Source organism: Rhizorhabdus dicambivorans (assembly GCF_002355275.1).
Classification (GTDB): domain Bacteria; phylum Pseudomonadota; class Alphaproteobacteria; order Sphingomonadales; family Sphingomonadaceae; genus Rhizorhabdus; species Rhizorhabdus dicambivorans.
The window spans coordinates 2,217,045-2,235,533 of record NZ_CP023449.1 but is presented as its reverse complement, the minus strand read 5'-3'; the positions used below and the strand labels follow the sequence as shown (position 1 = coordinate 2,235,533).

15 protein-coding genes are annotated in these 18,489 nt (G+C 66.2%); 6 read left to right on the top strand and 9 right to left on the bottom strand.

Annotated elements, in window-relative coordinates; all coding sequences use genetic code 11:
• Positions 1-14 precede the first annotated feature (14 nt).
• Positions 15-785: a class I SAM-dependent methyltransferase gene (locus CMV14_RS10595; protein ID WP_066969950.1), complete on the bottom strand. Its 771-nt coding sequence runs from the start codon at positions 783-785 to the stop codon at positions 15-17.
• A gap of 227 nt (positions 786-1,012) precedes the next feature.
• Here CMV14_RS10595 and CMV14_RS10590 point away from each other — a divergent pair, with 227 nt between their 5' ends.
• Positions 1,013-3,478 carry a PAS domain-containing protein gene (locus CMV14_RS10590; protein WP_238147257.1) on the top strand — a complete coding sequence of 822 codons (2,466 nt, stop codon included), beginning with the start codon at positions 1,013-1,015 and terminating at the stop codon, positions 3,476-3,478.
• A 25-nt stretch (positions 3,479-3,503) separates the two neighbouring features.
• On the opposite strand, the gene CMV14_RS10585 is transcribed toward CMV14_RS10590, so the two are convergent.
• Complete coding sequence (locus tag CMV14_RS10585; protein WP_066969948.1) at positions 3,504-4,196, bottom strand: lysozyme inhibitor LprI family protein; 693 nt, start codon at positions 4,194-4,196, stop codon at positions 3,504-3,506.
• Positions 4,197-4,386: 190 nt separating this feature from the next.
• Between CMV14_RS10585 and CMV14_RS10580 the strand changes: the two genes are divergently transcribed.
• Entirely contained in the window at positions 4,387-4,815 is a 429-nt protein-coding gene (locus CMV14_RS10580) for a UrcA family protein (RefSeq protein WP_238147256.1), read from the top strand.
• Between the two features lie 50 nt (positions 4,816-4,865).
• Here CMV14_RS10580 and CMV14_RS10575 read toward each other — a convergent pair whose 3' ends face one another.
• From CMV14_RS10575 to metZ, 6 genes are all read right to left on the bottom strand, one after another.
• Complete coding sequence (locus CMV14_RS10575) at positions 4,866-6,107, bottom strand: CDP-glycerol glycerophosphotransferase family protein (RefSeq protein ID WP_139114823.1); 1,242 nt, start codon at positions 6,105-6,107, stop codon at positions 4,866-4,868.
• Between the two features lie 102 nt (positions 6,108-6,209).
• Positions 6,210-8,240, bottom strand: coding sequence for an elongation factor G (locus CMV14_RS10570; protein ID WP_066969943.1), 2,031 nt, complete (start codon positions 8,238-8,240; stop codon positions 6,210-6,212).
• A gap of 137 nt (positions 8,241-8,377) precedes the next feature.
• Positions 8,378-9,097, bottom strand: coding sequence for an alpha/beta fold hydrolase (locus CMV14_RS10565; RefSeq protein WP_066969941.1), 720 nt, complete (start codon positions 9,095-9,097; stop codon positions 8,378-8,380).
• Between the two features lie 45 nt (positions 9,098-9,142).
• Positions 9,143-9,928 (bottom strand): LysR family transcriptional regulator, encoded by a 786-nt coding sequence (locus CMV14_RS10560; protein ID WP_066969939.1) that lies wholly within the window; start codon positions 9,926-9,928, stop codon positions 9,143-9,145.
• A gap of 1 nt (position 9,929) precedes the next feature.
• On the bottom strand, positions 9,930-10,328 hold the full coding sequence (gene apaG, locus CMV14_RS10555) for a Co2+/Mg2+ efflux facilitator ApaG/CorD (protein WP_066969937.1): 399 nt from the start codon (positions 10,326-10,328) through the stop codon (positions 9,930-9,932).
• 2 nt (positions 10,329-10,330) lie between these two features.
• On the bottom strand, positions 10,331-11,542 hold the full coding sequence (metZ, locus tag CMV14_RS10550) for an O-succinylhomoserine sulfhydrylase (protein ID WP_066969935.1): 1,212 nt from the start codon (positions 11,540-11,542) through the stop codon (positions 10,331-10,333).
• A gap of 417 nt (positions 11,543-11,959) precedes the next feature.
• Here metZ and CMV14_RS10545 point away from each other — a divergent pair, with 417 nt between their 5' ends.
• A complete protein-coding gene (locus CMV14_RS10545) occupies positions 11,960-14,002 on the top strand; it encodes a DUF3857 domain-containing protein (RefSeq protein WP_238147255.1) in 2,043 nt (680 codons plus the stop codon).
• Positions 14,003-14,699: 697 nt separating this feature from the next.
• The gene (locus tag CMV14_RS10540) at positions 14,700-15,716 is read left to right on the top strand and encodes an IS110 family RNA-guided transposase (RefSeq protein WP_096367840.1); all 1,017 of its coding nucleotides are present in this window, start codon (positions 14,700-14,702) and stop codon (positions 15,714-15,716) included.
• Positions 15,717-15,991: 275 nt separating this feature from the next.
• Here the strand turns inward: CMV14_RS10540 and CMV14_RS10535 are convergent, their stop codons facing one another.
• Complete coding sequence (locus CMV14_RS10535) at positions 15,992-16,180, bottom strand: hypothetical protein (RefSeq protein WP_066965032.1); 189 nt, start codon at positions 16,178-16,180, stop codon at positions 15,992-15,994.
• Between the two features lie 164 nt (positions 16,181-16,344).
• On the opposite strand from CMV14_RS10535, the gene CMV14_RS10530 reads away from it, so the two are divergent.
• A complete protein-coding gene (locus CMV14_RS10530) occupies positions 16,345-16,893 on the top strand; it encodes a glutathione peroxidase (protein ID WP_066965027.1) in 549 nt (182 codons plus the stop codon).
• A gap of 309 nt (positions 16,894-17,202) precedes the next feature.
• Complete coding sequence (locus CMV14_RS10525; RefSeq protein ID WP_066965024.1) at positions 17,203-18,480, top strand: efflux RND transporter periplasmic adaptor subunit; 1,278 nt, start codon at positions 17,203-17,205, stop codon at positions 18,478-18,480.
• Positions 18,481-18,489: the final 9 nt, after the last annotated feature.

Below are 18,489 nucleotides of genomic sequence, written 5' to 3'. Positions count from 1 at the left end.
CCGCCCGCCGACGCTTATTTCACCTTGCGGAAGCGGTAGAGGACACGGTCAGTCTTGCCGCGGATGTCCGGGGCGAACACCAGCTTGCTGTGATCGTCGGCCGGATTGGCGAGCAGCGGGCTTTCCGCCTCCAGCGTGAAGCCGGCGGCCTTGAAGTCGGCCTTGATCACCGCCGGATCGATCCGATGGAGCTTATCCACCACCGCGCGGGTATCGCCGCCGGGATTGGCGACATGATCGATGATACCGACTACGCCGCCCGGCTTCATCGCCGTATGCAGCTCTTTCAGGAAAGCCTGCGGATCGCTGCGCGGAATGCCATATTTGGCCGATTCCCAATAGAGGTCGTGATAGTTGAGGTTGATGATCGCGAAATCGAAGTGACGCCCGCCGGCCGACCAGCCTTCGAACGGATAGCGCACGAAATCGATGTCTGGGCGGCGTTCGGTCAGCGCCTTCCACACTTTCTGCTCTTCGGGATCGTTGTAGAATTGCGCGGGCTCGAACGCGGTGACCTTGCCCTTGGCCCCCACCGCATTGGCCAGGATCTCGGCCCAATAGCCCGATCCGGTCATGATATCGGCGGCGGCCATGCCGGGCTTGAGGCCCAGGAAGCCGAGCACCTCGACCGGCTTGCGCCCGGCATCGAGCCTGGCCGCATCGGCGGGGCGGCCGGGCGCCGACACCGCCTTGCTCAGCCAGCCGCCCCCGGCCATCGCCGGCATCGTCACGCTGAACAGCGCCGTCCCGGCCAGTGCCGAGAACAATATCCTGCTGAAGCGCATCGGTCTTTCCTCCCTTATCCCCGTATGAGTTGCGCGATGGTGGACCGGCAGCCAGCCTGGCTCAACCGGCGGATATGGTGATCGTCGATGCGGCATGGCGTTCGTCGAAAGCACGCCCGTCGCCGCCCGGGAAGAAATTCGGGGACGCGACCGAAATATTGATCCAAATTGGTCGTCGTGCGTTGCGCGCCTGTTCAGGGGATGGAATGGCGGGAATGGAACAGGGCGTGAAGGCAGGCTCAACCGGGGACGCCATCGGCTTCCTGCGGGGCGGCGGTGCCATGGCCGATGCGATCACCACCGCCGATTGGTCCGCTTCCCCGCTCGGCCCACCCGCGAACTGGCCGGCTGCGCTGCGCGCCCATGTCTCAATGGCGCTCGGCATGCCGCTGGGCGTGCTGATCGCCTGGGGGCCCGAGCGATCGGTCGTCTATAACGAACATGCCCGCCAGATGCTCGGCCCGCGCCATCCCGCAGCGCTTGGCACACCGATCGATATGGCTTTTCCCGAGATCGCGGGCGAGATGCCGCTCGATCGGCTGCTAGCCGGGGATACGGTGGTGAAGGAGGCCCGGCCGATCCTCTTCCCCGCCGACGGGGAAGGGACCCAGCGCTGGGTCAACCTTTCCGCTTCGGCCCTGCGCGACGACGAAGGCGATATCATCGGGACCTGCTTCCTCGTCCGCGACGTTACCCAGTCGGTCGCGCATCGCCAGGCCGCTCAGGAGAGCGAACGACATTATCGCACCCTGTTCGATACGATGGACGAAGGTTTCTGCGTCATCGAATTCATCGACGGGCCGCATGGGCCGCTGAGCGATTATGTCCATGTCGAGGCCAATGCCGCCTACACCGCCAACGCCGGCATTCCTGATGTCGTCGGCAAGCGGCTGCGCGAACTCGTCGGCGCAGAGGCCGAGGACTGGCTGAAGCGCTACGGCGAGGTGCTGCGGACGGGCGAACCGATCCGCTTTGAGCAGGAACTGATCGAAACCGGCCGTTACCTCAGCCTCGCCGCGTTCCGGCTCGACCCTCCCGAACGGCGGCAGGTCGCGGTGCTGTTCCAGGATATCACCGCACGGCGCAATGCCGAGATCGAGCTGCGCGAGCTCAACCGCACGCTGGAGGCGCGCGTCGCTGCCGCACTGGCGGAGCGCAAGATCCTGGCCGACATCGTCGAGGGAACCAACGCCTTCATCCAGGTCTCGGACATGGCGTTCAACTGGCTGGCGGTGAACCGTGCCTCCGCGGACGAGTTCGAGCGCATCTACGGCATCCGCCCCCGCGCGGGCGATAACATGCTCGAGACGCTCGCCCATAATCCCCGGGCGCAGGCGTTGGTCCGCGCCGTCTGGCAGCGCGCGATCGACGGGGAGGAGTTCGTAGAGGTCGCCGAGTTCGGCGACGAGGATCGTGAGCGGCGCCATTATGAGATGCGCTTCGGCATTCTGCGCAATACCGACGGCAGTCAGATCGGCGCCTATCAGTTCGTCTATGACGTGACCGAAAGGCTGCGTGAGCAGGAAAGGCTGCGTGAGGCGGAAGAGGCGCTGCGGCAGGCCCAGAAAATGGAGGCCGTGGGCCAGCTCACCGGCGGCCTGGCCCATGATTTCAATAATTTACTGGCAGGTATTTCCGGTGCTTATGAGATGATCGGGGTGCGGCTGGCGCAAGGCCGCAGCGCCGAGATCGAGAAATATCTGATCGCCGGCCAGGGCGCTGCGCGCCGTGCCGCTTCGCTCACCCACCGGCTGCTCGCATTTGCCCGGCGGCAGACGCTGGCGCCGACGCCGACCGTCATCAATCGTCTGTTGCCCGATCTCGTCGAACTGGTGCGCCGGACCGTGGGACCCGGGATACAGGTCGAGACGATCGCCGCGGCCGGGCTCTGGCTCAGCCTGGTCGACGCCAACCAGCTCGAGAATGCGATCCTCAACCTGTGCATAAACGCGCGCGACGCGATGCCTGATGGCGGCCGGATCACCATTGAGACGGGCAACAAATGGATGGACGAACGCACCGCGCGCGAACGCGGGCTGGAGCCCGGCCAATATGTCACGGTCTGCGTCAGCGACACCGGCACCGGCATCGACCGCGACATCCTCGATCGCGTGTTCGATCCCTTCTTCACCACCAAGCCGATCGGCGAAGGCACTGGCCTCGGCCTCTCGATGGTCTATGGCTTCGCCCGCCAGTCCAACGGCCATGTCCGAATCTATTCGGAGGTAGGCCACGGCACGATGGTATGCATCTACCTGCCACGCCATTTCGGCGAGGCCGAGGAACGCGAGGGGCGCCCGTCCGGCCCATCCACCCAGGCCCATGCCGGCGAAACCGTGCTGGTGATCGACGATGAGCCGACGGTGCGGATGCTGGTGGCCGACGCGCTCGGGGACCTCGGCTATGCCTGCCTGGAAGCCGAGGACGGTAAGGCGGGCCTGAAGCTGCTCGAAAGTACCGATCGGGTGGACCTGCTGATCACCGATGTCGGCCTTCCGGGCGGGCTCAACGGCCGCCAGGTCGCCGAAGCGGCCCGCAAGCTGCGGCCGGGGCTGAAGATATTGTTCATCACCGGCTATGCCGAGAATGCCGTATTGAACCATGGCCATGTCGAGCATGGGATGGCGGTGCTCACCAAGCCATTCGCCATCGAGGACCTCGCCAACCGCGTCGATCGGATGCTGAGCGAATAGGCTTCGCTCCCGCCCCCTTCCCTACTCAGTGCAGCTCCAGTTCGTAACTCTGCAGCGTCTCGTCGAGCAGGCGGCTGTACACTCCGTCGAAGGCCTGGCCCCGACAGGCACCGGTCTGGACGACCCGTATCGCCAGGGGCTGCGGCAGCAGGCGCAGCACGCAGCCGTCCGTGGCGGGCAGCGGCAGGCCATTGGCGTCGCCCATCGCCGAGATCATCTCATCCGTGCCCTCCCGGAGCGCCGCGCGCGCGTCGGCGGCGGTAAGCAGATTCACCTTCGCCGCGCGCGCCGGATCATAGACGCGGACCCGATAGCCTGCGGCGAGGCCCGGATGGAGCAGCAACTTCATCCCGCTCGGCGAGCGATAGACGCCCGAATGGACATAGGCGCCGCTCTCGACATCCTCGACCCGGCGGCGCATCTCGTCGCGCACGCAGTCATTGTCGCTAAGGACGCACTGGGTCTCGATCGCGCCGTCGAGCCGCTCGATCGTCTGGAATCCGACCATCCATCGCTGCTGGTCGCGCCGCACATAGGGCGCGATCGCGCCGTCCCAGATGGCGAGCGCGCGGCCATAGGCAGCCGCAATGCGCCGGTCATAGTCGATCATCACCGGATCGCCGCAAATCTGGCGTTCCAGCCCGCCAGTGGCCGTCGAGCAATCGACCGCGCGCGCACCGGTCGCCGGAGCTGCGGCGAACAGAAGCGCGGAAAACATTGGCAACAGGATTTTTATGGCCGTCATCCTCATGGTGACTCGGCCATTATCCACCCGGCCGGCTGGCGACGGGGTGATCGACAGCACAGGCATCGGCATTTCGGAACAGCTTTGCCGCGAGGATCGTTTCAGGGCGCCGGCCATGCCGGGGGGATGCTTTGTCGGCCGGCCTGTCAGGAAGGATGCGACAATGATGAAGAAACATTTCCCGAAAGCCTTGTGGCTTGCCGCTGGCGCCGCGCTGATCGGGCTCTCCGCCCCTCTGTCGGCGCAGCCTGTCGAAGAAGAACTGGTCGTCACCGGCCGCTATGGCAAGGTGCCCGACAGCACCCAGAGCCTCTCCCAGTCGATCAGCTATCGCGACCTCGATCTCAGCACGGCAGCGGGCCGCGCCGAGATCCGCCACCGGATCAAGCTGACCGCCCGCTACCTGTGCGACAAGCTTGGCGAGAGCGACACCGGATCTAGCGTCGCCCCCTCATGCCAGCAGGCGGCGACGGCCGACGCGATGAAGCGGATCGGCACGATCGAGGAGACATTCTCGCCGCGCGGCACCACCTGGGTCGCCGGCCCGGCCTGGGCTCCGCCCTATCCCGCCGACTGGGCGACCCGGTACTGACATAATGAAGACGCCCAGGGGTTGCCGCCGTGGCAGCCCCTGCCGGCCGATCAGCGCGCCTCGAGCCCCAGGAAATCCGCGATGGCGGCGGCGGCGCGGACCGAATGGCTTTCGCCTTCGCGCAGGTCGAAGGTGTCCGCGAAGGCCCGGCGCTGCACCTCCGCATAGCGATCATGGCTGGCCAGCGCGTCCTCGATGCCCGCAATCACCCCAGTCCCATCCTCGATGACGGGGCCGAAATGCCAGTGCGCGAAATCCGGATCGTCCCGCCATGCCCGCGCATGGCTGTCCACGAACAGCACGGGCTTAGGCGTCCGCAGAAACTCGTAAACCTGGCTGCTGACATCGCCCACATAGATGTCGGCGAGCATCGTGTAGCTCATGTCGATCGAACGGCGGCTGCCCAGGTCGATATGGACATTCGGCAGCCCGTCATAGGGCTTCAGCGCCGCCTCGACGAGCATGCGGTTGCGGTGGCTGTCGCACATGCGGATGTGCGGCGCGACGATCAGGTTGAACCGGCCGTCGCGGGCGATCGCATCGACGATGGCGACACCGTCGCGCGGCCAGGAGCCGAGACTGGGCGAGAAGTGGGGATTGTAGAGGACGACCGGCCGCCGTTCCGCGAAGGGATACCAATCCGGATCGCGCAGCCGATCCGCCGCCTCGAACTTGGGATAGCCGACCGTGGCGTGCGCGCCGGGGCGGATCAGTCCTTCGGCCAGCATCCGCCGCCGCTGCTTCTCGCCGGCGACCAGGGCGAAATCGAACAGGGCGATGCGCGGGTCGAAGCCCGCCGCCCGATCCCCGGCGCCGTGATCGACATGGATCAGGCGGGGGTGCTTCACCCCGAAGCGGCGCATGATGGTGGAGGTCCGCTCGGGCAGTGCGATCGCGTCATAGCCGTTCAGGCACTTGCGGGACGCGAACAGGGTCAGCAGCTTGGGCGGCACCGCACTACGCAGCAGGTCCGCGCTGCGGTGAAGCAGCGGCGATCCGATCCGCTCGAAGCCCAGCCGGGCACGGTTTTCCAGCAGGACAAGCGAACGGGCGAGATCGAGATGGCCCGACGAGGCGGAAAGGATGTCGACCTGTACCTGCCAGCCCACGGCCAGTGCCTCGGCGGTGGTGATGCCATGCAGGATCTGGTGCGCCTGGGCATTGAACAGGAACGCGACGCGCGGCAGCCGTGAGGCCGCGCCCCGCGCCGTCTGCAGCGCCCGGCCGCTCTCCATGTCCGCCGCACCGCCCCTGCCCTTCCCCATCCGGGCAAGAGCCGATCGCACTACCATCTGTCCATTCCCCAACTGCGACGAACGGCCGGTTGCCCGCCCGCCATGCGGGGACGAATGCCGCCAACATCGCTTTTGCGCAATGCCGGCGTCACTCGGCGGTCAGGCCATCTCGGGTGTGCGCTGCGCGATGGTGCCGGCGAGCTTTGCCGTCACCTCGGCAAGATGGTCGAAATGCGCCTCATAGCTGGCAAGCCCCTGGCTCAGCGAGCGCAGCTCGGCCTCCAGACCGTGCAGTTCGCCTTCGGGCAGCAGCAGTTCGATCACGTCCCAGCGCGACCAGCCCTCGCGCGGGGTGACGCCCAGCATCTGGCCGCGCCGACTCGACACCGCAGAGGTGATGCGCGAGACGGCACTGCCCGGCGCCCAAATGGTGACGTGCGACACCGGCTCCAGCAGGTAGGGCGCGGCCCCGGCCAGCGCCTCCGCCATCGCGATCCGCCCCGCCGTGCGGAAGGCCAGCTCGGAACTGTCGACGCTGTGATAGGAGCCGTCGACCAGCGTCACCGCCACATCGACCACAGGAAAGCCGTGCGGGCCCTGCGCCATCGCATCGCGCACCCCCGCCTCGACCGCCGGTATCCACTGGCGCGGGATCGCCCCGCCGGTGATGCGGTCCTCGAAGCGGAAGCCCTCGCCGCGCTCCAGCGGGCGGATCTCGATGATCACGTCGCCGAACTGGCCGTGGCCGCCCGACTGCTTCTTGTGCCGGCCGTGCTGGCGTACGGGTTTGCGGATCGTCTCCTTATAGGCGACCGACGGCTTCTGCACCGACACCGCGACGCCGTAACGCCGCTTGAGGCGCGCCAAAGCGGTGTTCAGATGCTCGTCGTTCAGACCGTGCAGCAGGGTCTGGCGGGTCGCCTCGTCGGTGCCCCAGTGGAGGCCGGGGTCCTCCTCGACCAGCCGGTTGAGCGCGCCTGACAGACGCACCTCGTCCTTGTGGTCGCTGACCCCGATCGCGACCGCGCAGTTGCAGACCGGCGGGTCGGCGGCCGGCGCGGCGGCGGGCGCCTTGCCGTTGGTGCCGACCCGATCGCCCGCCTGGAGCGCGTCGATCTTGGCGATGCCGACGATATCGCCGGCCTGGCCACCCGCGATCTTGGCGGTATTGGCGCCCTGCACCGCGAACAGCGATCCGGCCCGGGTGGCGCGGCCATCGCAGCCGCGCAGGTCCGCGCCCTCGGCAAGCGGCCCGCCGAACAGCCGCGCCAGCGCCAGCCGCCCCACCGAGCTGCCGTGCGAGACCTTGAAGATCTGCGCAGCCGGCCCCTCGATGCCCAGGCGTTCGGCGGTGAGCGCCGGATCGGGCGTATCGTGGCGCAGCATCTTGAGCAGCCGCCTGACACCGAAGCCGTTGATCGCGGAGCCGAACAGCACCGGCACGATCAGCCCCGCCGCGGTCTCGCGCGCGATATCGCCGAAGATGGTGTCGAGGCTCGGCACCTCGTCGGTCAGCAGTTGCTCCAGCAGCACATCGTCATGGTCGGCAAGCTGCTCGAGCATGTGGAAGCGCGCCGACGCCTCGACGTCACGCAGATCCGCGGCGAGCGGGATCGGTTCGGACGGCTGGCCCGGCCGGTAATGATAGGCGCGTTCGAGCGCGAGATCGACGAAGCCGTCGATCTTCTCGCCGGCGCGGATCGGTATCTGCCGCGCCACCAGCGCCGCCTCACTCTCCGGCTGGAGTGCTTCGAGCAGGTCCTGGATATGGCCGCGCGCCTGATCGATCTTGTTGACGAACAGCGCGTGCGGCAGGCGCATCGCCTCCAGCTGGCGCAGGGTCGGTTCGACCAGCGCCGCGCGCGCCGGATCGGGATCGACGACGACGATGGCGAGATCGGCGACGCTCAGCGCGCGCTCCGCATCGGCGGCGAAGCCCGTCGAGCCGGGTGCGTCGATCAGCGCGAAGCGATCGCCCATCCAGCCGAAGTTCATGAGGTTCAGCTCGGTCGATCCGCCGCGTGCCCGCGCTTCGGGGCTGGCGTCGCCGACGCTGCTGCCGGCCGATACCGCGCCCAATCGGGGGATCGCGCCGGCCGCGAATAACAGGCTTTCCGCCAAGCTGGTCTTGCCCGCGCCCGCCGGTCCGACGAGCGCGACGGCTCTGGTGCCGTTGCCATGTCCTTTCATGTCGATCTCCTCCTGCTGCTCGGTCGACTCGCATGAGTCTGGCTGAGGGGATCCGGGAGCGTCTGCCTGTGCGGCGCGCAAGGCAACCCCAAAAGCCGGAAGGAAACCTTCAGTCGACGTAGCTGGAGCCGGAAAAATCAGGCCGGCGCGAGGCGCTCCGCTATTTGCAGCATCGCATCGGCCAGCGCCGCGGGCGCGCACAGGAAGGGCGAGTGATCGGCGTCGAGCGTGATCACCGGATCGCAGGGCGCGGCAGCCTGCATGCGCCGCTGATAGTCGAGGCTCAGCGCTCTGTCGTCGCTGCATTCGATGAAGGCGCGCGGCACCCGCCCCCACCGCTCGGCAGTGATGCCCGATGGGGTACCTACCGGCCCGAGCGGCTCGGGGAAGAGGCGATCGATCATCGCCGCAGCATCCTCGGCCGAGCAGCGGTTGTAGAAATGGCGGATGGCGATGTCGGCGGCGAAGGTCATGCAGCCATCGGCGATGTCGGGCACCATGCCAGGATCGGCCTCGCTCGTCTCCCGCAACGGCTTGCCGGGCACCGGGAGCACCGCGGTGACGTAGATCAGCCCGGCGAGCGCGTCGGGCACCCGCTCGGCCGCCTCGCTGATCACCAGCCCGCCCCGGCTATGCCCCACGAGCAGCACCGGCCTGGCCGCCCGGCGGACCTGCCCGGCGACATGGTCCGCCCATATCGCCAGCGTCGCGTCGCGCGGGTCGATCGAGCGGTCCTCGCCGGTCCCCGGCAGGTCGATCGCGATCGCCTCATGGCCCGCCGCCTCCAGCAGCGGCACCACCCGATGCCAGCACCAGGCGGGATGCAACGCCCCCGGAACCAGAAGGAAAGTCGCCATGCCCGCCTCTTATCCATTGATGAAGGGGATAACCCTTTGGAAAATCTAGATCGCGGTCAATGTGGCGACCAGCGCCTTGACCTTCTTCTGGCGCCATTGCGGGGTCGGCGCGACCAGCCAATAGGCCTTGGGGCTCGGCACCGGATCGCCATGGGCGCGCACCCGCCCCTCCACTATGTCCCGCTCGACCAGCAGGGCGGGGACATGCGCGGTACCGAAGCCCGCCGCCGCCGCATCGATCGCGAGCCCGGCATCGGCGACCATCAGCCCGGCGTCCTTGTCGGTGGCCGGCGCGCCCGGCCAGCCGATCGGCGCGCCATCGGCAAGCCCGACCCTGACGATCGCGCCCTCGGCCAGCCTCACCCCCTCATGCTCGCCGGGGCCATCGGCGTAGCAGATGGCGAGATCGAGATTGGCCTGGGTGAAATCGAGCCCCTCGTCCGACGAGAGCAGCACGAAGCGAAGCTCCGGATCGTCGCGGCCGAAATCGGCGAGGCGCGGGGCCAGCCACTTGGCGGTGAAGTCGCGCGGCGCGGCGATGGTCAGCGTCTTGGAGGACTGACCGGCCTGCATCGCGCGGACCGCCTCCTCGAACTGGAGGAAGCCGGCGCGCAGCGCGTCGAGCCCCGCCTCGCCCTCGGGCGTCAATTCCAGGCCCTTGGCGGTGCGTCGGAACAGCACCACGCCCAGCGTATCCTCCAGCGCGCGGATCTGCTGGCCGACCGCCGCCGGCGTCACCGCCAGCTCGTCCGCCGCGCGGGTGAAGGACAAATGCCGGGCCGCCGCGTCGAGCACGCGCAGGCCGTTCAGGGGAAGATGCGTCCGCTTCATATCAGATCGCGACCGCCGGGCCGATCAGCGGGAAGCGCGGGATGGCCGCCTCGAAGGTCGATCCGTCCTCGGCGACCATATGGTAGCTGCCCTCCATCGATCCGGTCGCGGTCTGCAGCGGGCAGCCCGAGACATAATCGTAGCTCTGGCCCGGCTCGACCACCGGCTGCTCGCCGACCACGCCCTCGCCGCGCACGTCGTGCTTCACGCCGCGCCCGTCGGTGATCAGCCAGTGGCGGGTGAGCAGTTGGACGGCCTGGTGCCCCTCATTCTCGATCCGGATATGATAGGACCAGAACCAGCGGCCGCGCGCCGGCTCCGACTGTTCGGGCATGAAGGACACCGCGACCCGCACTACGACGCCGCGCGTCTGGGCGACATGCGGGAAGAGCGCCTTCATGATCACAGGCCCACGGCCCTCAGCGCGCGGTCGAAATCCTCGATCAGGTCGAGCGGGTCTTCCAGACCCACGCTGAGCCGCAACATGCCTTCCTCTACTCCCATATCCGCGCGCACCTCGGCGGTCAGCCCGGCATGGGTGGTGGAGGCCGGGTGCGTCATCAGCGAGCGAGAGTCGCCCAGATTGTTCGAAATGTCGACCAGTTCCAGCGCATCGAGCAGACCATGGGCCTGGGCACGCCCGCCGTCCAGATAGATCGCGACGACGGTGCCGCCGCCGTCGGGCATCTGCTTCACGGCCAGTTCGTGTTGCGGGTGGCTGGGCAGCGCCGGATAGATCGCGCGCGGCACCCGCCCGTCGAGGAAGCGGGCGACCTGCAGCGCGCTCTCGCTCTGCCGCTTGACCCGCATGTCCATCGTCTCCAGCCCCTTCAGCACCACCCAGGCATTGAAGGCGGAGAGCGTCGGCCCGGTGTTGCGGGTGAAGGAGAGGAGCGTGTTGTTGATGAAATCCTCGCTGCCGCAAACCGCGCCGGCCAGCACCCGGCCCTGCCCGTCCATCATCTTGGTCGCGGAATAGGCGACGATGTCCGCGCCATATTCCATCGGCCGCTGCAAGGCCGGGGTGGCGAAGGCGTTGTCGACCACGGTCAGCAGCCCCGCCTGCTTCGCGATCGCGCACACCGCCTCCAGATCGACGATGTCGAGCGTGGGGTTGGCCGGGGTCTCGAAGAAGAACAGCTTGGTATTGGGGCGGATCGCCGCCTTCCACGCATCATTGTCGCGCCCGTCGACGACGGTCGTCTCGATCCCGAAGCGCGGCAGCAGGCTGTCCACCAGCCAGCGGCACGACCCGAACGCCGCCTTGGCCGCGACGATATGATCGCCCACGGACAGCTGGCAGAGCAGTGCCGCCGTCATCGCCGCCATGCCGGTGGCCATGCAGCGCGCGGCGGGGGCGCCCTCGATCAGCGCGATCCGCTCCTCCAGCATCTCCACGGTGGGGTTCTGGAGGCGCGAATAGGTCATCCCCTTCTGCTCGCCCGCGAAGCGCGCGGCGGCATCGCCCGCACAATCATAGGCATAACCCGAGGTGAGGAAGATCGCCTCGCTCGTCTCCCCCCATTGCGAACGCGCGGTGCCCCCGCGAACCGCCTGGGTGGCGGGCCGCCATTTGGTGGTGATGCTGCGGTCCTGGCCGGTCAGTTTCTTCATGGCGCCCGCTTGGCAGACGCGACCGAGTCCCGTCAATGTCGGGCGGCGACGGTGCCCCGATCCACGCGCGAAATTGCGATTGAATCGCAATAATCCCGGTGCATGGGGTTGAATGTTCGTTTTTTTATTTTTTTGCCCGGAAGACCATGCCCGCCGATGGCAGCCGCGCCCGCCGCAGGTGCCAGGTGAAATGAGAAGCTCGTTGATCATACCGCCCGTTTTCATTGCCAACCCGGCAGCGTAGCACGGACGGCGCCGGGATGGAACAAATAAGGAACATAGGGTGCCATGGGATCATCGCTGGGAATCGTCCAAAACCGATATGTCCGCCCGACCCGGTGGCGCCGGCTCTCTTGAACGCGGGATCGCTTCTGGCACAATGGCGAGAGCCGGATCGGAGGATGGCCGGATCGGGGGATGGCCGTGCGCATTTCATCACTGCTTCTGGCGTCGGCACTCATCGCGGCCTCTGCGGGCGCACAGCCGGCGCAGGTCCAGCGCGGCCCCGCCCCGCCATGGGTCACGCCGTCTCCACCGATCGCCATGCCGGAGACCCTGAGCGGACCGCTATTCGTGCGGCGGCAGGATCTGCAGATTCACCTCGGCGACCGGGGGTTGGCGCAATATGTCGGCTATCGGATCAAGATACTCCATTCCAACACCCTGCAGGTGGGCAACCTCTCGATCGCCTGGAATCCGACCGCCGGCGCGCCGATCGTCCATGAGATTAGGGTGCTGCGGGAGGGCCAGGCGACCGACGTGCTGAAGAATGCCTCGTTCGAGATATTGCGGCGCGAGGACCAGCTGGAAGCCGCGCGGCTCGACGGCACCCTGACGGCCGTCCTGCGCGTTCCCGACCTGCGGGTGGGCGACGAACTGGAAGTGGCCCTGACGACCTTCGGCAACGATCCGGCGCTCGGCCGCAACGAGTCCGGCCTTCTCCTGCTCACTTCGGCGCCCGCGCCGGGGCGGTATCGGCTGGGGCTGAGCTGGGACCAGGGCCAGCAGCCCAACATCAAGATGACGCCGGACATGACCGCGACCATGGTGAAGGGCGAGCGCCGTATCGACTTCCGGTTCGACAATCCCGGTGCTTTGTCGCCACCGAAGGACGCGCCGATGCGCTATCAATGGCAGCGCGTCGTCGAATATAGCGATTTCAGGGACTGGGCGGCCGTTTCACGCCATTTCGCGCCGCTCTATTCGAAAGCCGCGACACTCGCGCCCGCGTCCCCGGTCAAGATCGAGGCGAAGCGGATCGCCGCCGCCCATGCGCGCCCGATCGACCGCGCGGCGGCCGCGCTCAGGCTGGTGCAGCAGGATGTGCGCTACATCTATGTCGGCCTCAACGGCGGCAACCTCATCCCGGCCTCGGCCGATGAAAGCTGGCAACGCCGCTATGGCGACTGCAAGGGGAAAACCGCCTTGCTGCTGGCCCTGCTCGCCGAACTGGGGATCGATGCGGAGCCCGTGCTGGTCAATTCGGGCGGCAATGATGACGGGCTGGACCAGCGCCTGCCGATCCCGCAGCTTTTCGACCATGTGCTGGTGCGCGCGCGGATCGATGGCGCGACCTATTGGCTGGATGGTACGCTGCCGCCGGTCGCACCGCCCAGTGCCCGGCCGGTCTTCCCCTTCAACTGGGTGCTGCCGCTGACCGCGCGAGGCAGCACGATCGAGAAGCTGGCGTGGCAGCCGCCGACCGCGCCGGACGATCTCAGCCTGCTCGAAATCGATGCACGCGCCGGCTTCGACGCGCCGGCCCGGATCATATCGACGAAGATCGTGCGCGGCCTCGAAGGGTTGCAGCAGCATGAGCAATTCTCCGCGGTGACGCCGGCCCAGCTGCTGGAGGTGTTCCGCCAGCGCGCGATCGGGGATCTCTGGCAGGCGATCGATGACGTCACATGGCGTTATGACCAGACATCCGGGGCGAGCATCCTGACGATCACCGGCACCGGCATGGTCAACTGGGACGATGACGGAAATGGCGCCCGGTCCTTCGCGCTTCCCGGAGGCGGTTTCAATCCTCCGGAACGCCGGGTTCGCGGGCCGGGGCAGGACAAGGACGCCCCTTTCTACGCCAAGCCGGAATATGACTGCTCCGTCACCACCGTAAGGCTGCCGAGCGCGACGCAGCCACGGCAATGGTCATCCAAGCCGGGCTTCGACACGCGCATGTTCGGGCGCAATTATTACCGGGCGTGGGAACTGCGCGACGGAGCCATCCGCATGGTGCGCGGATCGAGGGTGGAGCAGCCGGAAATCTCCGCAGCGGCGGCGCAACGCGACAATGCGCGCATCGCGGCGTTCGACAACAGCATGGGCTGGATATTCTACGACCCGACGGGTCAGGAACCGGGCGTGGGCAGCGGAGAGAGCGTGCCGGCCACCTATGATTTCGACTGGACCGCGAGCGACGTGCCGTGCGCATCCGGCGTGAAACCCGATGCGCGGTGAAGCGATGGGGCCCTCCCGTCAGGCGCTTGAAGTGACATCGCGATGGAAGCAGGGATGGGCCGGACACTTGCGACACGGCAGCGAAGCCGCAAGCTGGGAGAGACTAGTAAATTGCCACCCTAATTTCCGCGCAAGACGCAGCCATAATGGCTTTCAAGGTCGTGCGGTGAATTCACTAGGCGTCACTACCGGATTCTGGAAATGAATATTTCTTCCTCGATAATATTATATACGATATCGCTATTTTTGCTCGCATATTCTGTGAGCTATAGGTTTAGGTTTTTCTTTAAAAAAGATATTTCTAAGTTAGAACTTAATAATACTGAAAAATTCCTTTGTAAGGAAAATAAAAAACTAAGAATGATAAGCATCATCTTAGGATGGTTTTTTATAATATCTGCCATGACTTTTCGAGATTACAGATACCCGTCTTTAAGCACCATATGTTTCATATTAGGAGGCCTATTTTTAGCATTTTACACTGTCATTACAGCCGCAGTAGTTTCCATATTATTTAAGAAATAAAAGATATTCGCAAATATTCCAAAACATTCCAATTAGGAATTACGGTGGAATTACGGTGATGGTGTGGACGGCGCTCTGAGGGAGGTTTGAGTCGCATAGCGACATTCTCCACGGTGTGACTGTCGAAGGTCCACCAAGGAGCACCATCCACATGAGCAAGCTATCAAGCGATTTGTCGACTGTCACGGTTGTAGGCCTTGATCTGGCCAAGCATGTTTTCCAGGTTCACTGCATCGATACCGAGGGCCGGGTGGTGCTGAACCGCTCGCTCAGGCGGCGCGAGGTGGCGGACTTCTTCCGGCGCCTGCCGCCGTGCCGGGTGGGCATGGAGGCTTGCGGCTCGGCCCATCATTGGGGTCGCACGCTGATTTCGCTGGGGCACGACGTGAAGCTGATGCCCCCCGCTTATGTGAAGCCCTATGTCCGGCGCCAGAAGAACGATGCCGCCGATGCCGAAGCGATCTGCGAGGCGGTGACGCGGCCGTCGATGCGCTTCGTGACCGTCCGCTCGATCGAGAACCAGGCAGTGCTGATGCGCCACAAGGTGCGCGAGTTGATCGTCGCCCAACGGACCCAATTGCTCAATGCCCTGCGCGGCCATCTCGCCGAGGCCGGCGTCATTGCCGCGCAGGGGGCATGCAACGCCCGCGCCCTCGCGGCGCTCGTCGCGGCCGGCGACGACGAGGTGCCGACCTGTGTGGTTCAGGCGCTGCTGCCGCTGGTAGAGCAGCTCCGCCATCTTGATGCCGCCATCGCCGAAGCTGACAAGGCGATCCTCGAAGCCGCGCGTGGCAGCGCGGATGCACGGTTGCTGATGTCCATTCCCGGCATCGGCTCGCTTACCGCGAATGCGTTCGTCGCCACGCTGGGCCCCGATGGCGTGGGCCAGTTCTCGGGTCCCCGCGAGTTCGCCGCCTTCCTGGGCCTCGTCCCGCGCCAGCGATCCTCGGGGGGCAAGGAGCGGCTTGGCCGGATCACCAAGATGGGTAATGTCTATCTCAGGAAGCTGCTCGTCGTCGGCGCTCATGCCGTGCTCCACCATCATGCCCGGCACGAAGATCCGCTGCGGCTGTGGGCGAGGAAACTGCTCGCCACCAAGCCCTTCAAGCTCGTCGCGGTCGCCATCGCCAACAAGCTGGCGCGGATCGCCTTCGCCTTGCTCTCCCGGCAGGCGCGCTACGCCGCCTGACCTCCCCGGCTCGCTCAAGGGTGCCCATGCGGTGATGTGACAGGCGGACAACAAGGCTGCACAGCCCGGTAAACTGGCAGCGCTTCGAGCGCGATACGGTGATAGCGGCACGCCACCTTCAGCGGACAATCATCAGGGCCAGCGGCAACCACCGCACTCAACAGGCCGAAGACATGACCGCACCCGTTCAACGCATCCCTTCAAAACCCTTGACGAGGAGCGCCGTCCAGACATGACACCGTAATTCGACCGGCAGTGAAAGCGATTTGCGCACCTCAGTCAGAATGGTGCTTGGCGCGATACCGCTCAAGCCAGTGAATCCGGCTTTCAAACGACTTACGGAGCTGGCTTGTCGGCGCGATCTTAAGCCGCGTCCGGCAACGGTCGATCTCCGCATCCAGTTCGACCAGGCTCAGCTTGGCCAAACCTTCCTCATGATCAATGACGCCGCTACGCTTGCCCATGCGCTCAGAGCTAATGGGATGCCCGCGTCCGCTCAACCTTTTATGGGTTCACGACCTAACAGCCATCCCCTCACGCAGGACCGGCAAGCACGACGCCACCCTCCCCTTGCCAAGCCCCCTTCCGGATCGGATAGGAACCAGGTCACACCCAAGGAGAGTCGACCATGGCCACCGCGATCCAGACCGTACCGCTCAAGACCATCACCGGGCAGGACGCCACGCTCGGCGATCATGCGGGCAAGGTGCTGCTTGCCGTCAACGTCGCGTCGAAGTGCGGGCTGACGCCCCAATATGCGGCGCTGGAGGCGGTGCATAACCGGTACAAGGATCGGGGCTTCGCCGTGCTGGGCTTCCCGGCGAACAATTTCGGCGCGCAGGAGCCGGGCAGCGATGCCGAGATCACCGAGTTCTGCACCACCAATTTCGGCGTCGATTTTCCGATGTTCTCGAAAATCTCGGTGAAGGGCGACGACCAGCATCCGCTCTACCAGAAGCTGACCGCCGAGAAGCCGACCAAGACCTACAAGGACGACAGCTTCAAGAAGAAGCTGGCCGGCTATGGCATCGACACCGGCCGCGAGGACGAGGTGACCTGGAATTTCGAGAAATTCCTGATCGCCAAGGACGGGACTGTCGCCGGCCGCTTCGCGCCCGACATCGCGCCCGACGACGCGATCATCACCAGCGCGATCGAGGCCGAACTGGCGAAATAGCCTGTTTCCCCTCCCCCGCGTGTGGGAGGGCTCCAATTCAGGCATCGTCACCCCGGGCTGGACCCGGGGTCCCGCTTCTTCGCAGATGTGTGGGAAAGAAGCGGGACCCCGGATCAAGTCCGGGGTGACGGCATTTTTAGCCAGTAAATATAATGCCTTAGCTGGTTCCGGCTGCATTTCTAACAAGCCTGATAGTTATTTTTGCAATCGCCTCCCCGCGCTTCGCACTTGCAAAAAATGTGACCGGTCGGTACCTGCATGTCAGCCACGTACCGTTCTGTTACATTTTGCTGACGCAGGGATAAGCTCATGTACCTCTCCGACCTCCAGGCGGATACCGCTCAGCCGCTCGATTCCGGCCAGCCGGAAGCCCAGCCCCGCTTTACCCGCAAGCGTGCCGCCTATGCGGCGCTGCCCATCGCCGGGCTGCTGCTGTTCGGCGCCTATGGCCTGATCGGCGGCGACAAGGCGCAGGCCGATACCCAGCCGCTGCCGACCGTGACCGTCGCCCAGCCGATCGAGAAATCGATCGTCGAATGGGACGATTATGTCGGCCGGTTCGAAGCGAGCCAGGCGGTGGAGATTCGGCCGCGCGTCTCGGGCGCGCTGACCGCGATCCATTTCAAGGACGGGCAGATCGTCCACAAGGGCCAGCTGCTGTTCACCATCGACCCCCGCCCCTTCGCCGCCTCCCTTGCCGAGGCCCGCGCGCGTGCCGCCAGCGCGGTGACGGCGCTGGCGCTGGCGCGCGCCGATCTGGCCCGCGCCAACCGGCTGATCGCCGACCAGGCGGTGAGCGCGGAGGAGGTCGACTCGCTGAGGGCCCGCGTCCAGTCCGCCGAGGCGGCGGTCGCCGCCGCCCGCGCGCAGGTGCAGGCGCGCCGGCTCGATGTCGAGTTCACCCAGGTCCGCGCGCCGATCACGGGCCGCGTCTCCGACCGGCGGGCCGATATCGGCAATCTCGTCTCCGGCGATTCGGCGGCGAGCGCGACCGTGCTGACCACGATCAACGCGCTCGACCCGATCTATTTCGCCTTCGACGGGTCGGAGGCGCTTTACCTGAAGCAGCGGCGCCAGAAGGCGGGCAGCGACCATGTCGAGATCCGCCTGCAGGACGAAGCCGATTACAAGTGGAAGGGCAAGGTGGACTTCACCGACAATGCCCTGAACGACGGATCGGGGACGATCCGGGGCCGCGCGGTGATCCGCAACCCCGACTATTTCCTGACCCCTGGCCTGTTCGGCAATATGCGGCTTGCCGCCGGCGGCGCGCGCAACGCGCTGCTGGTGCCAGACGGCGCGGTGGTGACCGATCAGGCGCGCAAGATCGTCTATGTCATCAAGGGCAAGGACGGCGCGGTCGAGGCGCGGCCGGTGGAGGCCGGCGCGCTGATCGGCGGCCTGCGCGTCATTCGATCGGGGCTGACGCCGCGGGACCGGGTGGTGATATCGGGCGTCCAGTTCGCCGCCACCGCGCCCAAGGTGCAGACGATCGCCGGACGGATCGAGGCGGCGCCGGCCGCGGCCCCCGTCCGGTCGGTATCGGCACCCGCCGCGTCGCAGGCGACCTTCGCGGCTGCGCGGTGAACTGAACTG

Excerpts from the sequence above, each read along its gene's own strand:
- metZ (WP_066969935.1), bottom strand. The coding sequence starts at position 11,542 with ATGAAGAAACTGACCGGCCAGGACCGCAGCATCACCACCAAATGGCGG.
- CMV14_RS10530 (WP_066965027.1), top strand. The coding sequence starts at position 16,345 with ATGGCCACCGCGATCCAGACCGTACCGCTCAAGACCATCACCGGGCAG.
- CMV14_RS10595 (WP_066969950.1), bottom strand. The coding sequence starts at position 785 with ATGCGCTTCAGCAGGATATTGTTCTCGGCACTGGCCGGGACGGCGCTG.
- CMV14_RS10560 (WP_066969939.1), bottom strand. The coding sequence starts at position 9,928 with ATGAAGCGGACGCATCTTCCCCTGAACGGCCTGCGCGTGCTCGACGCG.
- CMV14_RS10575 (WP_139114823.1), bottom strand. The coding sequence starts at position 6,107 with ATGGTAGTGCGATCGGCTCTTGCCCGGATGGGGAAGGGCAGGGGCGGT.
- CMV14_RS10545 (WP_238147255.1), top strand. The coding sequence starts at position 11,960 with ATGGCCGTGCGCATTTCATCACTGCTTCTGGCGTCGGCACTCATCGCG.
- CMV14_RS10585 (WP_066969948.1), bottom strand. The coding sequence starts at position 4,196 with ATGTTTTCCGCGCTTCTGTTCGCCGCAGCTCCGGCGACCGGTGCGCGC.
- CMV14_RS10525 (WP_066965024.1), top strand. The coding sequence starts at position 17,203 with ATGTACCTCTCCGACCTCCAGGCGGATACCGCTCAGCCGCTCGATTCC.
- CMV14_RS10535 (WP_066965032.1), bottom strand. The coding sequence starts at position 16,180 with ATGGGCAAGCGTAGCGGCGTCATTGATCATGAGGAAGGTTTGGCCAAG.
- CMV14_RS10570 (WP_066969943.1), bottom strand. The coding sequence starts at position 8,240 with ATGAAAGGACATGGCAACGGCACCAGAGCCGTCGCGCTCGTCGGACCG.
- apaG (WP_066969937.1), bottom strand. The coding sequence starts at position 10,328 with ATGAAGGCGCTCTTCCCGCATGTCGCCCAGACGCGCGGCGTCGTAGTG.
- CMV14_RS10580 (WP_238147256.1), top strand. The coding sequence starts at position 4,387 with ATGATGAAGAAACATTTCCCGAAAGCCTTGTGGCTTGCCGCTGGCGCC.
- CMV14_RS10565 (WP_066969941.1), bottom strand. The coding sequence starts at position 9,097 with ATGGCGACTTTCCTTCTGGTTCCGGGGGCGTTGCATCCCGCCTGGTGC.